We start from the raw sequence: 14,126 nt of genomic DNA, 5'->3' as shown, positions 1-14,126 counted from the left end.
TCCGGCTCACAGGAATTCGATGTCGGTCAGATACCGGATGTAGCGATCGAGCATCTCGCGGTCCACCGCGGGGATCTCGATGCCGCTGTCACGCAGGGCGGTATCGACGTTGTCCCGGGTGAAGACCGGGAAGGTCGTCTCCAGGTACATTTCCGCCACGCTCATCACGCCCGTGGAGCACCGGTCGATGAAGAGCGGTGCGAAGGGCGTCATGGGGTGGTCGGGCTGTTCCACCGCGATCTTGACCACTTCATCGAGCCACTCGCTCCAGGACACGTCGCGGATGGTGTGGCCGTGCGCCCGCAGCCGCTCGGTGAGGACGGCGACGTTCGCCTTGCCCGGGTTGGTGAGGTGGTAGACCTCGCCCATGGGCAGTGCTCGCGCGGCGATGTGCGCAACCGCGGCCGCGAAACAGTCCACCGGGGTGTAGTCGAGGGGGAGTTCGGCGATGGGTGAGGTGCCCGTGTCCACGATGAACCTCTTCATCGCACACATCTCCGTCGCAGTGTTCCAGGCTCCGGTCTCGCGGTCGCCCGAGATGTCGGCGGCCCGGTAGATGGCTACCGGAAGGCCTTCCTTCGCGGCGTTCTGCAGCAGTGCCTCGGCGACCCACTTGCTCTCGACATAGCCGACGGACAGGTGATCGACGTGGGCGGCCGGAGTGTGCTCGGTGACGTGCCGGACTCCCGCGGTTCCGAATCCGGAGATCACCGCCATGGTTGAGGTGTAGTGCACAGGAGCGTTGCGGTATCGGGCGGCCATACGAATAATCTCGCGTGTGCCCTCGACGTTGGCCGCACGCATGTGTGTGTAGGGATAGATGAAGTTGACGAGGCCGCCGGGGTGGTGGATAACGTCGACAAGGCTGGCGATTCGGTCGAACTCCTCTTCCGAGAGGCCCAGGCGCGCCTCGGCCAGATCTCCCGGGATGGCGGAGATCCGTCCGGACTCGCGGTGTTCGGCCAGGTCGTCCTTGAAGTAGTGCCGCGCGTTCGCCTGGATGCGGTCCATCGCGTGGGTGTGACCGTCGGCCCGTACGAGACAGTGCACGGTCGCGTCGGTGGTTGCCAGCAATTCGCGCAGCAGATAGATGCCGAGGAATCCGGTGGCACCGGTGAGGAAGATGTTGGCCGGCTTCTGCCACAGGGCGGGATGTGCCGGCGTTCGCTGGACAGGGACGTCCAGAACGGATTCGGCGGCGAAGTCCACGGTCTTCGCGTGGTCGTCGGAGAAGGTCCCTGCCCTGGCCGACTCGACCGCGGCCGCGAAGCCGCGGAGCGTCGCGTCGTCGAGCAGCAGCCGGATCAACGGACGCACCTGAGTGATCATGATGCCGAGGGAAGCCCGCACCTTCGCGAGGAGCTGGGCGGCCAGCATCGAGTTGCCGCCCAGATCGAAGAAGTTGCCGTCTGGCTTCACATGGTCCAGGCCGAGCACTTGGCGCCAGATCCCGCCCACGGCCTGTTCGACCAGGCCCACCGCCTGCTCCGGGTCGCTCGCTGAGGCCGAGGATGCCGGCGCCGGTCCGTTCTCGGGCTCGGGCAGGGCCTCCAGGTCCACCTTGCCGTTGGTCTTCACCGGCATCTTGTCGAGTTGGACGAACACCGACGGGACCATATAGCTGGGCAGACGGTCGGCGGCATGGGCGCGCAGGGCTCGTGAGCCGAGGACGTGGGTATCGGCTGAAGCCGTGACGTAGTACGCGGCGATCTCAACCTCGCCTCGGCGGCTGTACGCCTTCACCGCGGCGTCCGCGACAATCTCATGCGAGGTGAGAGCCGCCTCGATCTCGCCGGGCTCGACGCGGAAACCGCGCACCTTGATCTGCCGGTCGGCGCGCCCCACGATCTCGAGGTTTCCGTCGGGCGTCCAGCCGCCGAGGTCTCCGGTGCGGTACATCCGTGCACCGGACGGCTCCGCGTGAGGATCTGTCAGGAACCGTGAGTGAGTCGCGCTCTCCGACAGGTAGCCGCGCGCCACGCCACGCCCGGAAATATAGATCTCGCCGTGCTGGTCAGGCCCGACAGGGCGCATGTCCTCGTCAAGGACATGGACGGCGGTGTGCGGCAGCGGCCGGCCGACCGGGGCGGACCCGCCCTCGGGCAGTACCTGCGGTGTGATCTCCATTGTGCAGGAGGTGATCGTCGTCTCGGTGAGTCCGTATGCGTTCACCAGCCGCGAGTTCGGCATGAGGCGCAGCGCAGTTCGGCAGTCGTCCGCGTGCACGGCACTGCCGCCCACGATCGTCAGCCGGACGGGGAGCTCCGTCCGCGGGCCGGCGAGCTCGGACAGGAAGGCGCGCCAGTACGAAGGAGTCAGGTCCATGACAGTCACACGATGTTTGATCAACTCGCCGGCGAGTTCGCTCGGTGCCCAGAGGCGGTCCGGGAGAATCAGTGCCCCCCCGTTCAGCAGGGTGACGAGGATCTGCTCGATGGAGGTGTCGAACGTAATGGCCGCGAACTGCAGCACCCGGTCTTCCGGACCGATTGCGTAGCGCTCGTTGATTTCGTCGAAGAGGTAACCGAGCGACGCGTGGTCGACCTTGACTCCCTTCGGAGTGCCGGTCGATCCGGATGTGTAGATGATGTAGGCGAAGTCCGTCCCGTCGACTGTCGTCTCCGGAGCGCCGGCAGGGCTTGTCGGGGACGTTCCTCGGTCCGCGCTGACGTTCAGAACCGGCAGGCCTTGTCCGTCGAAGCGATCCAGACTGCCGGGGCCGGTGAGGACGGCCGCGCACTCGGTCTCCTTGAGGAACGTCGCCACGCGGTGGTCCGGCACACCCGGCTCAACCGGAAGGTAGGTCGCACCTGCCTTCAAGGTGGCGAGCATCGACACGATCAGGTCGATCGAGCGCTCCAGCTGGACCATGACCACCGAGCCCTTGCCGATGCCGCAGGCTCCCAGGCGCCGGGCCAACTGGTCGGCGTTCCGGTCGAGTTCGGCGTAGGTGATCCGATGATCGCCCTGTTCCACCGCGATCATGTCCGGCTGCATGGCAGCACGGAGAGCGAAGCGCTCGTGGACTAACGTCTTGCCGTCGTTTCCCATTGGTCCCCCTCGATTCAGTAGCACGGGCGGATCTGGTCAAGCGTCAGCAGCCCAACGGGCATGGCTGTTTCACGTGGCTAATGTCGGTGTGGCGGAGCACGGTCAGGCCGCCCGCGAGGTGGGCAGCGCTCGACAACCGGTCCTGCTCCGGCGGCGTGTGCCGGCCATCTGTCCAATCTGAAATCGGACAGGCCGATGACGCCGATTCGTCAGCTCAAGTGATCGACATCCGGGGCTCTTCCCGAGCTCGCCGAAGCCGCATCGTGAATTCAGGGCAGTTATTCACACACGGCTTTTAGATCCCCCCGGATGGATTGATGTATGGCGCGAGCGTCAGGATCGTGGTGTGCCTGCCGACAGCCATGCTCCGACTGGCGGCCGGCGTCCTGGTTGCACAGACCCGCAAACGGAAACTCTTCGATCTCAACGGTCTTGGGCCCCAGGAACGTCTGGTTGCGCTTACGTTCCGGTGATCGCATCGAGTCGATCCGGCGGCTTTTGGATTTTTTTGGTGATCCTTTTCCCGTTAGAGACAACCTTACCCGGCCAGGGTTGTCAACAAGGTCACGATCTTCTGTTCCTGACACGTGAGGATCGCCATAGAAATCGATGTTTTCCCTGGTGAAGGGCGATGCGGCGACGCTGTGGAGTCCACGCACGCATACCAAAGCGAGGCTCCGGCGGAGCCTGCACGGAGCCGCATACGGTGCCTTCCACGCCGTCCTCGACGGCGTGGAGACCGCGAACAGGAGCCGCGATGGCGGCTATTGGGGGACGGGCAGCGCCCCCTATCTCCTCCCTTGGTGAGCAGTGGGTTCCAATGCGTCGTCGTCAGGGCAGATCGAACGGCAGGGGAATCCCGTCCAACACGTGGGCACAGGAGCACTCACGCCGCTCCGGAAGCAGCTTCACCGCCTCCAGAATCACACCGCGCAGGCGCTCGGTGTTCTCGCCGAAGACCTTGAAGACGTCCTCCTGGGAAACGCTGTCGTCCGCGTCGATGCCCGCATCGACGTCGGTCACCAGGGCGACGGATGTGTAGCAGAGCCCCAGTTCTCGGGCGAGCACGGCCTCGGGGTGCCCGGTCATATTCACCAGGCTCCATCCGGCCGCGGCGAACCACTGGGATTCGGCGCGGGTCGAGAACCGCGGTCCTTCGACGACCACCATGGTTCCGCCGTCGTGAGCATCGGTCCCCGCACCCGCGGCAGCCTTCAGGACGGCCGTACGCCCCTGCCCGCAGTACGGGTCGGCGAAGGACACATGGACGGCGCCCTCCTCGTAGAAGGTCTGCACCCGGCCGCTGGTCCGGTCGACCAGTTGGTCGGGAACGACGAGCGCGCCAGGACCCAGTTCTCTCCGCAGCGAGCCGACGGCGCAGGGTGCCAGTACGCGGCGAACGCCGAGCGAGCGCAGGGCCCATACGTTCGCCCGATAGTTGATCGTGTGCGGTGCGTACGTGTGCCGCCGGCCATGTCTCGGCAGGAAGGCCACACGCCGGCCCCCGACGTTTCCCACGGACACAAGATCGGATGGCTCTCCGTAGGGCGTTTCGACCATCACCTGCTCGGCGTCGGTGAGGAGCTCATAGAAGCCGCTTCCTCCGACGACGCCAATGTCCGCCCGGTTCCCTTCCTTGGTCGCCCTCATTCCGTTCCTTTCATCAACTGGGCCAGTTCCTGTTCGTCGAGCGAACGGACCGTCAGGTGCCGGGTCATGGGACAGGTACGCGGATCGTCCTGCCGGCGCACGCCGACCGTGCGCCAGCCCGCCTCGGTCGCGGCGTCGAGCTCCGCCGCCGAATCACTGACGAACAGCGTTGCGTCCGCCGGTACGCGGATCGTTTCTGAGATGCGCCGGTACGAAGCGGCGGACTTCTTGCTTCCAGCGGTGGTCAGGTCGAAGTAGCCGCGCAGCAGTGATGTGAGATCGCCGTACGCGGTGTGGGCGAACCAGTTCACCTGTGCCGCGACCGAGCCGGAGGAGTAGATGTAGAGCGAGGCGCCGGACTCGGCCCAGCGGCGCAGTACGTGGGGGACCTCCACGTAGACATGTCCCTTGAGGGAGCCATCCGCATAGCCGGCCGCCCAGATCCATCCCTGAATCCTCTTCAGCGGAGGCGCCTTGACATCCTCGTCGGTCCAGGCCGTCAGGACCGCGACCGCGCAGGCTTCGTCCAATTCCTCGGTCCCGAGGTCTTGTCTGACTTCCGCGAGCAATCGTTCTGCCCGCTCCGTGCCGCGATGTTCGGCGAACCACTGCGGCAACCGTTCCCGGGCGTAGGGGAAGAGAACGTCGTGGACGTGCCTGGCCGAGCCGACCGTTCCCTCGATGTCGAGGACAACCGCCTGAGGATTCACTGATCCCCTGCCAGGAGGGCGTCCAGGCGCGGGAAGCCCTGAGCGATGGGATCCTCGGTGAAGTCGCCCACCCAGCCGTCCTCTTCCTTGAAGAAGCGGATGGCCGCGAACTCCGGCCTGGGGCCCATGTCGAACCAGTGGAGGGTGCCGGCCGGTACGGAGAGCAGATCGCCCGCCTCGCACACGACGGCGTAGACCTTCTCTTCGATGTGGAGGTAGAAGCAGCCGGTTCCGTGGGCGAAGAAACGCACTTCGTCCTCGGCGTGGCGGTGCTCCTCCAGGAAGGTGGAACGGGCCTTCGCGGCGCGCTCCTCCCACTCCGGTCCCGGTGCGGGGTGAAGCTGCGCCACGTCGACCACGATGAGGCCGTCGCGGGCGCGCAGGGCGTCGATCTCAGCTCTGTAGCTGTCCAGCAGCTCTTCCTGTGTGGTGTCCGCGGTCACCGTGGCGCGCAGCTCCCAGTGCCCGTACTCGACACCGAGCTCCTTCAGCAGGGCAGCGATACGGGCATCGTCCCTGGTGCGCAGCAGTACGTCCTGGGGCGCGTCCTGCGGCATTACCTGTAGCAGTGTCATGGTTCCCCGTTCTTTTCGAGTGGATCAGCTGTCCATGGCGTCGAGCACGAGCAGTTGGCAGATGGCTTCGAAGCACTCCAGCCGATTGCGTGCCTGGGCGAGGTCCTTGCCCCACGTGGTGATGCCGTGGTCGGCGATCAGCAGTCCCGGGGCGGCGTCGGGGTGGGCGCCAAGATGCTCGTCCACCTCGTCGGCGATCGTCTGTACGTGAGGCCAGTTGCGGAAGACCGGGACCTCAGTGCGTGAGGGGTCGTCGAGACCGAGTCCCTTGAGCAGCTCGAACCGTTCCAGCCGCAGGGAGGCGGTACGGTCGGGTTCGCCGGTGCGGCAGGCCATGACCGTTGCGTAGGGCGAGTGAACGTGGATGACCGCTCTGGCATCCGTCGCCGCGTAGACCGCCGCGTGGATCGAGGTCTCCGCCGAGGCTTTCAGCGGCCCGGGGACCAGGACGTCACCGGTCCTGGCGTGCACGGCGACCATATCGCCGTCGGTGAGGCTGCCCTTGTCGCGCCCGCTGGCCGTGATCAGGGCCGCTTCTCCGCGGTCGGCCGAGAGGCGTACGGAGAGATTGCCCGAGGTGCCGGGCATCCAGCCGCGTTGGTACAGGTCTCGGGAGAAGCTCGCGAGGGTGCCCGCGGTGGTGAGTTCGGTCCGCTTGTCGAGGTTCGTCATGCCGCCACCTCGCACAGGGAGAGGAGCTCGTAGCGTTCCAGCCGTTCGGGTCCGGGCAGACCGGAGAGCGCGACGAGGGTGACCAGGCCGGCGACCTTGGCCTGGGCTGCCTCGACCAGTTCAGCTGCCGCGAGCAGGGTGCCGCCGGTGGCGAGGACGTCGTCCACGCACAGCACTCGGTCACCCGGCGCCACGGCACCTTGGCGGATTTCGAGGCGATCGTCACCGTATTCCAGTGAGTAGTCGACCGAGTTAACCTGGCCGGGGAGCTTGCCCGCCTTGCGTGCGAGAGTCAGCGGGATCCCGGCGCGAGCCGCCAGGACCGCGCCCAGGATGAACCCTCGGGACTCCACGGCGACGATCCGGTCGAACTCGCCGGAGAAGTGTTCCCGCACCTGTTCGTAGACATCGTTCAGCAGACCGGGCTCCGTGTAGAGCGCGGAGAGGTCTTGGTAGACGACACCGGCCTTGGGATAGTCGGGAAACGCCTCCAGTAGTCCGCCGATGCGGGTCCGGAGCACCTCGGCGTTCCGCGGTCGGGAACCGTGGCCCGGACGCACTACGCGGTCTTCAGTCACGATCGCCGTGATCAGCTCTCCCGGAGTCACGTCGAACGCGGGGTTGAAGACACCGGCGTCCGCAGGCGCTGCCGCGGCTCCCGCGAAGCCGATGACCTCTGCGGCGTCGCGTTCTTCGACCTCGATCGCGTTGCCGTCGGGCAGAGCCTTGTCCCAGGTGGACTCCGGCGCGACAACGATGAAGGGAATCCTGTGCCGGGCCGCGGCGACCGCGAGTCCGTAGGTACCTATCTTGTTGGCAGCGTCGCCATTGGCGGCGATGCGGTCCGCTCCGACCAGGACGCAGTCGACCAACCCCCGCGACATCGCGGCGGCGGCCGCCGAGTCGACGCAGATCCGGTAGGGCACCTCGGCCTCGCCGAGCTCCCAGGCGGTGAGCCGGGAGCCCTGGAGCAGAGGGCGGGTTTCATCGACCAGCACCTCCTTCACACGTCCGCGGCGGGCGAGCTCAAGGATGGTTCCCAGCGCGGTCCCCACGGCGGCTGTGGCGAGCCGGCCCGTGTTGCAGTGGGTCAACAGGCTGAGCGGCCTGTCCGGTACGAGCGACTCGACCAGTTCCGCGGTGCGTGCGACGAGTGCGGAGTTGACCGCCGCGTCCTCGGCCACCATCCTCATCGCCTCGTCGAGCACCGCATGGGGGCCGTTCGGCAGCTTCTCAAGGGCCCGGCCCACCCCCCAGGCGAGGTTGACGGCCGTCGGCCTGGCGGCGGCCAGGCGAGCGGCGTCAGCTCGCACCGCGGTTTCGTCCACCGTGCCCCCCGCCTGATGGGCCTGGGCCGAGAGGGCGATTCCTAAGGCGCCCGCGAGGCCGATCGCGGGAGCCCCTCGCACGGCGAGCGCCTGTACCGCGGCGATCAGTGCGTCGACGCTCTCCAGCCGCAACAGCTCGAACGCGTGCGGGAGCGCGCGTTGGTCCACTGCCATGATGGCGTTCTCCTGCCAGTACAGAGAGAAGCCACGGTTCTGGTCAATTGATGTGCCCATGCACATCCTCACCTTCTAGGGGGCCGCGACGGCGGCGGGGCACGGCACGAGGGTCGACCGGCCGGTCGGGATGGTGTTGGGCATTCAGCCGACCTTCCTCTCCCGGCCGTTCCAGAAGCGATCGCGCAAACGGCGCCTCAGAATCTTGCCGCTGGGGTTACGCGGCAGGTGGCCGGCGAAATCCCAGCTGGTGGGGATCTTGAAGGTGGCCAGGGAGCCGTGCAGGTCGAGGGCGAGTTCACGACGGGTGGCTGTTTCGCCGTCCCTGAGGACGACGACCGCGTGGAGACGCTCGCCCCACCGCTCATCCGGAATGCCGATGACAGCGGCCTCGGCGACGGCGGGGAGTTGTTCGATCGCTTTCTCGACTTCCGCCGGATAGACATTCTCACCGGCCACGATGACGACGTCCTTGATGCGATCGCAGATGTAGACGTACCCCTCGTCGTCCACGTATCCGGCGTCTCCGGTGTGGACCCAGCCGTTCCTGAGGGTCTCCGCCGTCGCGCTGGACAGGCCCCAGTACTCCACCATGCGCGCGGGAGTTCTGACGCAGATCTCCCCGACCGCGCCGGCTTTCAATTCCGCACCCCGCTCGTCGAGCACGGCAATGTCGACCCCGGGGTACGGACGCCCGGCGGCCTTGAGGAGGCCGCCGCCTCTGGTGTGCGCTTCCGGGGGCAGACAGACGGCGGTGTTGCCTGTCTCCGTCAGGCCGTAGATCTGAGCGAAGTCGCAGTTCATGAGGGTACGACAGCGTTCGAGCAGCGGTTCGGAGATCGGAGATCCTCCGTAAACCACCTTGCGCAGGGTACGGAACGCTTCGGGTGAGGCGCTCGGCTCGGAAGTCAGCATGTGGAGCATGGCCGGAACCATGCATGTGGTGGTGACGCGCAGGTCGCGTATCAACCGGAGTGCCTCGCCGCTGACGAAGGTACTCACGGCAATGTTCGTGACGCCAGCGTTGAGTCCTTGCACGGCCCACCACAGCCCACCGATGTGGAAGCCGGGCACACCGATCAGGCTCTTGTCGTCGCTCCTCCAATCGATCCAGTCCAGGCCGCCGTGTTCCAGCATGTCGCGAACCGCGAAGAAGCTGCGGTGGGCAAGGACCACACCTTTCGGCAGGCCCGTTGTGCCGCTGGTGTAGATCTGGACGATGGGATCGCTGGTCTCGGTCACCACGGTCTCGAGCACGCCCGCGTTCCGGGCCTTCCATCTCTCGAACCCCGCTCCGGGGCCGCCGGGACCGTCCAGGACGACTGTGTGGCGGAGTGCGGGGAGAGGGCCCGTGATGTGTTGCACCGTCGCGAGGAACTCCTGCTCCACGAAGATCAGTTGTGCGGTGGAGTCGCTGAGGATGTGCCTGATCTCCGCCGCGGTGAGTCGCCAGTTGATCGGTACGAGAACGGCGCCGGCCTTCGCGCAACCGAACAGGACATCGTAGTAACTTTCCGATTCCTTGCCCAGGTAGGCGACCCGCGCCCCTTTGCCGAGGCCTGCCACTCCGAGGGCACAGGCTGTGCGATCGCTCTCGGCATCCAGCTGACCGTAGGTCAAGGAGCGGCCGTCGCAGACGACGGCTTCCTTCTCCGGGAACCGTGTGGCATTCCTCCGGGCCGTTTCCCCCAGGGTCTTGAGCGGCTGCCGTGCTTCGCCGGTATCGGTCATCTCACGCTCGATTCTTCAACGTGCCGGGCTGACGCCCTCGCGACCAGTACTTCGGCCAAGGCGTCCACGGTGGGGTTCTCGAAGACGGCCCGGACTTCCAGAGGAATGCGAAACGCGTCCTCCACCGCGCTCTTGAGCCTCACGGTGATAAGTGAGTCCATGCCCAATTCGAAGAACGAGGCTCCGTCGGGGATGTCACCGGGGTCCTGGAAGTGGAGGAGGTCCGCTACGCGTGCCAGGAGGAAGGCGCTCGCTGATTTCCGACGCTGTTCATCGGGTAGTTCGTTCCACTTGCTCAGATCGAACGTCCCGGACTCGCCGGAGCGCTCATCCCCGCCCCGGGCTCGGCCGGCGGATGTCCCGGCCCCGAGGACGGGACGCCCTGTCGACACTCGCTGGAACGAGAGGCCGGTCATGCAGAACACGGTGGTCTCGTCCTCGTCGAAGAGGGCGAGATCCGCGGTGACGTGCTCCTCTTCGCTATGCACCACTCGCAGGACGCTGCGCAGGGACCGGCCACGGGGCTTGCGGAAGAGCTGGGCCCCGTCGGCACCCGACGCGACGAACGCGACGTCGTCCGCGAGACGGTCCTTGAAGAGACCCGCGGCACTCTGGAGTGCGCCAGCCAGCAGGGCCGGGTGCAAGACGTCCGTGGGCACGGCCCGGCGCCCCTCGATCTCGCCGACGACGGTCGCGCTCGCATACCTTGTCGCCTGCCGCAGGGTCCGGAAGGTAGGTCCGTAGCCCGCGCCGTGTTGCCGGAAGTACGCGCTCAAGTCCGCCGTCGTCAGGCACAGTTCGGCCACCTCCGCCGGGGCGGGTCTGGAACGCAGTCGGTCGGCTGTCGTGCGCGAGCCAGTCCGCATCATGCTCTGAGCCCCGGAACCTATCCGCGCGCTCACATGCAGACGGTCCACCGCGTGTTCCGCGGAACCGAGCCGACTGATGATCTCCACGCTGAGGGGGGAACCCGACTCCTGGTGCACACGGGTGTGCAAGGCCACGGAATCCTCGGAGAGAAAGAGCGGTTCGTGGAACCTGAGTCCCTCGATCGGCCGGGTCGTCTCTCCGAACAGCGCGTCCTGGACCGCCAGCAGCATCTCGATGAAGCCGGTGCCCGGGAAGACCGGAGTTCCGTTGAGATCGTGTTCGGCGAGGTAGGAGGGCCGTGAGGACGAGATGCTGGACTCGAAGGTTCTGGCTCCGGCAGCCCGATCCGCCTCATCCGAGATCTCGGCACCGAGGAGAGGGTGGAACTGGTCCGACGGGTCGAGGCCGATGTGTGTGTCGGGTGTCGGGAGCCAGTACGGCTTCCGGTCGAACGCGTAGAGAGGAAGGGGCACTCGCGTGCCGCGGACTCCGTAGTGCCAGGCCCTCCAGTCGATGGGCAGGCCGGCGCTGTACAGGCGAGAGACCGAGAGCTGCATCGTGTTCCCGGACGGGTCGCTTCTGTGCATGCTGCCGAGCCACAGATGGCCTGTGTCGCCAGTGCACTCTCTTCCCATACCGATGAGTTCCGCTCCGGGACCGACTTCGAGGAATACATGCCGTCCCCGGTCCTCGATGGCGCGCATCGCCCCGGCGAAGTTCACGGTGTCACGGAGGTGGCGCATCCAGTAGTCCGGAGTGGTCATGTCGCCCGGCTGTGCCATTTCGCCCAGGACCGTGGAAGCGATGGCGAACTCCGGATCGCCGAACTGGATCTTCTCCAGCTCAGCACGGTAGGTGTCGGCGATCTCGTCCATCAGGGGGGAATGCGAGGCGACCGGAACCCGCAGGTGCTTGACCTTGGTTCCCCGGGTCTCGAGTAACGTCACGATCTCGGCGACGGAGTCGCTGCCGCCGGAGATAACGCACTGGTTGAGACCGTTGACTGCTCCGAGGGAGGCGTCAGAGTAGCTTTCCAGGATGCCTTCCACCTCGTCACGGGAGGCTTCGACGGCCGCCATGGAGCCTGCGGAGGTCTTGTCCAGGAGCTCTCCGCGGAAAGCCACCAGCCGCACTGCGTCTTCCAGGGTGAAAATGCCGGCGACCGCCGCTGCGACGATCTCTCCGAGGCTGTGGCCGATCAGGGCAGCGGGCCTCACGCCCACCGAGAGCCACAGTTTGGCGAGGGCGTATTGCAGCGAGAAGAGTCGCGCCGTCAGAACACCCGCGCCGGTTGGTATCGACCTTGCGTCGACGTCCCCGAGGAACTCTTCTCTGAGCGAGTGGCCAACGAGGGGGGCGAAGAGATCGCCGCATTGGTCGATGTGCTGTGTGAAGACCGGGAACCTCTGGTAGAGCGACCGGCCCATCCCGTCGTACTGCGAGCCACCGCCGGAGAACATCAGGGCGACATTCTTCCTTCCGGCGGTCGAGCGCAGCCGATCGACCTGGGTCCGCTGGCGCTCGATGAACTTGGTGAGCTCCGCCGCGCTCGTCACGGACGCGGAAACACGCCAGGCATGATGCGCACGAGCGACGTTGGACGTGTAGCAGATGTCCGCCAGGTCACGGTCGGCCATGTCGGTCGTGAACTCCGCGTAGGCGTCGAGCTGCCGCCGCAGGGAGGTCGCGTTCTTGGCCGACAGTGTGAAGACGGCGGAGGTGTCGGTGTCACCGCTGCCGCTGCCGCTGCCGCTGCCGGTGTCGTGGCCGGCTTCGGCGCCCGCCTCCTCCAGCACGACGGAAGCGATGGTTCCCGTGGCCCCAAAGGAATTGACGAGCGCGCGACGAGTGCCGCTCGCCCACGGCGTCAACTCGACAGGGACCTTCACCGGCGTGCTGTCCCAGGGGATTTTGCGAGACGGGGTCGTGTAGTTGAGGTGGGGGTAGATCGTGCCGTCCTGGAGCTGCAAGACGGTCTTGATGAGGCCCGCCATCCCGGCGGTCGATTCCAGGTGACCGATGTTCGTTTTGACGGACCCTACGATCACCGGGTTCTGGGCGGAGTGGGATCCGGAGAAGACCTCGGTGATACCACTGATCTCGATCGGGTCACCCAGGGCCGTGCCGGTCCCGTGGGCTTCTACGTACTGGATGTCGGCGGCCGTAAGTCCCGCGTTCTTGAGCGCGGCCCGCATGAGCAGCGCCTGGGCCTTGCCGTTCGGCGCCATCAGGGCGGCGCTCTCTCCGTCCTGCCGTACAGCCGATCCGCGGATGACGGCGAGGATCCTGTCGCCGGCTTGCCGCGCGTCATCGAGTCGCTTGAGCGCGATCATGGCAACGCCCTCGCCGCGGACGTAGCCGTCGCCCGCGTCGTCGAAGGTCTTGCACCGGGCGTCACCCGCCAGTACTCCGGACCGGCTGGCCATCACCGGGTACGCCGGATCGCTGATGGTGTTCGCAGCGCCGCACAGGGCAACGCCGCATTCGCCCATGCGCAGCCCCTGAACCGCCAGGTGCACGGCCACGAGGGACGACGCGCAGGCACCGTCGACACTCATGCTCGGACCGCGGAGGCCCAGAAAGTACGACACTCGGCCCGAGGCACCGCAGTGGAACATGCCGGTGCCCGCGTACAGCTCGACCTGGTCCGTTCGGAGCCGGGCTATCTCCATGGCGTAGTCCATGCCGGTCACAGCGACGTACACGCCGGTATCCCCGTGGCGAAGCGACGTCGGGTCGATCCCCGCGTCCTCCAGGGCTTCCCACGCGGTTTCCAGCGTCAGCCGGTGCTGCGGGTCGACGAAGGCCGCCTCTCTGGGCGAGATGTTGAAGAAGCCCGCGTCGAACCCCTTCAGGGTGTCCAGGTAGCCGGCGTCCGTTTGCACATCGTCGGGAACTCCTTGACGGAGCCGGCCTGCCGGCAGCTCCGTGATACCGGAGCGGCCTTCCCTCATGAACTTCGCGAACTCCCGCGGCGTGGTGTTGCTCCCGGGGAAGCGGAGGCCCATCCCCACGATCGCTATGGGGGCATTGCGGTATGTCTCATCCACGGTCGGCTCCCGCGCTGCGGGTGATGAGTTCATCGAGATGCTCCAAGAGCTGCGAGATGGTGGGGTTGCTGAACAGGACGGTGGTGTCTACCTCGCATCCGAAGCCCTGCTCCAGATGCTCCTTCACCTCGGTGAGCTGCAGAGAGCTGAGTCCCAGGTCGAAGTAGTTCTCATCCACAGAAAGCTCGTCAGAATCCTCCATGAGCAGCTGGACTCTGAACTCCCGCAGCACGATCCTTTCCAGGATGATTTCTCTCTCAGCCTTCGGCAGGGAATGTACTCGCTGCTCGTCTTCGGGGGAGAAAGGCATGGCAA

9 protein-coding genes are annotated in these 14,126 nt (G+C 66.3%); all 9 read right to left on the bottom strand.

The genetic code is table 11. The features are described 5' to 3' along the window. Positions 1–6: 6 nt before the first annotated feature. Positions 7–3,051, bottom strand: a complete 3,045-nt coding sequence (locus ACFVWW_RS03150; protein ID WP_386875609.1) for an amino acid adenylation domain-containing protein — start codon at positions 3,049–3,051, stop codon at positions 7–9. Between the two features lie 831 nt (positions 3,052–3,882). Continuing rightward, a complete protein-coding gene (locus ACFVWW_RS03145; protein ID WP_386875607.1) occupies positions 3,883–4,701 on the bottom strand; it encodes an S-methyl-5'-thioadenosine phosphorylase in 819 nt (272 codons plus the stop codon). Beyond that, on the bottom strand, positions 4,698–5,411 hold the full coding sequence (gene mtnC / locus ACFVWW_RS03140; RefSeq protein ID WP_386875605.1) for an acireductone synthase: 714 nt from the start codon (positions 5,409–5,411) through the stop codon (positions 4,698–4,700). Before mtnC ends, ACFVWW_RS03145 begins: the two co-directional genes overlap by 4 nt. Next, complete coding sequence (locus ACFVWW_RS03135; RefSeq protein WP_386875603.1) at positions 5,408–5,986, bottom strand: acireductone dioxygenase; 579 nt, start codon at positions 5,984–5,986, stop codon at positions 5,408–5,410. Before ACFVWW_RS03135 ends, mtnC begins: the two co-directional genes overlap by 4 nt. 24 nt (positions 5,987–6,010) lie before the next feature. Continuing rightward, entirely contained in the window at positions 6,011–6,658 is a 648-nt protein-coding gene (mtnB, locus tag ACFVWW_RS03130; protein WP_386875601.1) for a methylthioribulose 1-phosphate dehydratase, read from the bottom strand. After that, on the bottom strand, positions 6,655–8,220 hold the full coding sequence (gene mtnA, locus ACFVWW_RS03125; protein WP_386875599.1) for an S-methyl-5-thioribose-1-phosphate isomerase: 1,566 nt from the start codon (positions 8,218–8,220) through the stop codon (positions 6,655–6,657). Before mtnA ends, mtnB begins: the two co-directional genes overlap by 4 nt. Positions 8,221–8,304: 84 nt before the next feature. Beyond that, on the bottom strand, positions 8,305–9,891 hold the full coding sequence (locus ACFVWW_RS03120) for a long-chain-fatty-acid--CoA ligase (RefSeq protein ID WP_386875597.1): 1,587 nt from the start codon (positions 9,889–9,891) through the stop codon (positions 8,305–8,307). After that, positions 9,888–13,811: a type I polyketide synthase gene (locus ACFVWW_RS03115; RefSeq protein WP_386875595.1), complete on the bottom strand. Its 3,924-nt coding sequence runs from the start codon at positions 13,809–13,811 to the stop codon at positions 9,888–9,890. The genes ACFVWW_RS03120 and ACFVWW_RS03115 overlap by 4 nt, the downstream gene beginning before the upstream one ends. Continuing rightward, positions 13,804–14,121, bottom strand: coding sequence for an acyl carrier protein (locus ACFVWW_RS03110; RefSeq protein WP_386875593.1), 318 nt, complete (start codon positions 14,119–14,121; stop codon positions 13,804–13,806). The genes ACFVWW_RS03115 and ACFVWW_RS03110 overlap by 8 nt, the downstream gene beginning before the upstream one ends. Between the last annotated feature and the right edge of the window lie 5 nt (positions 14,122–14,126).

The sequence above is a fragment of the Streptomyces sp. NPDC058198 genome (assembly GCF_042882605.1).
GTDB lineage: Bacteria > Actinomycetota > Actinomycetes > Streptomycetales > Streptomycetaceae > Streptomyces.
Note: the sequence above shows the minus strand (reverse complement) of the source record. Positions and strands in the feature narration are given on the sequence as shown.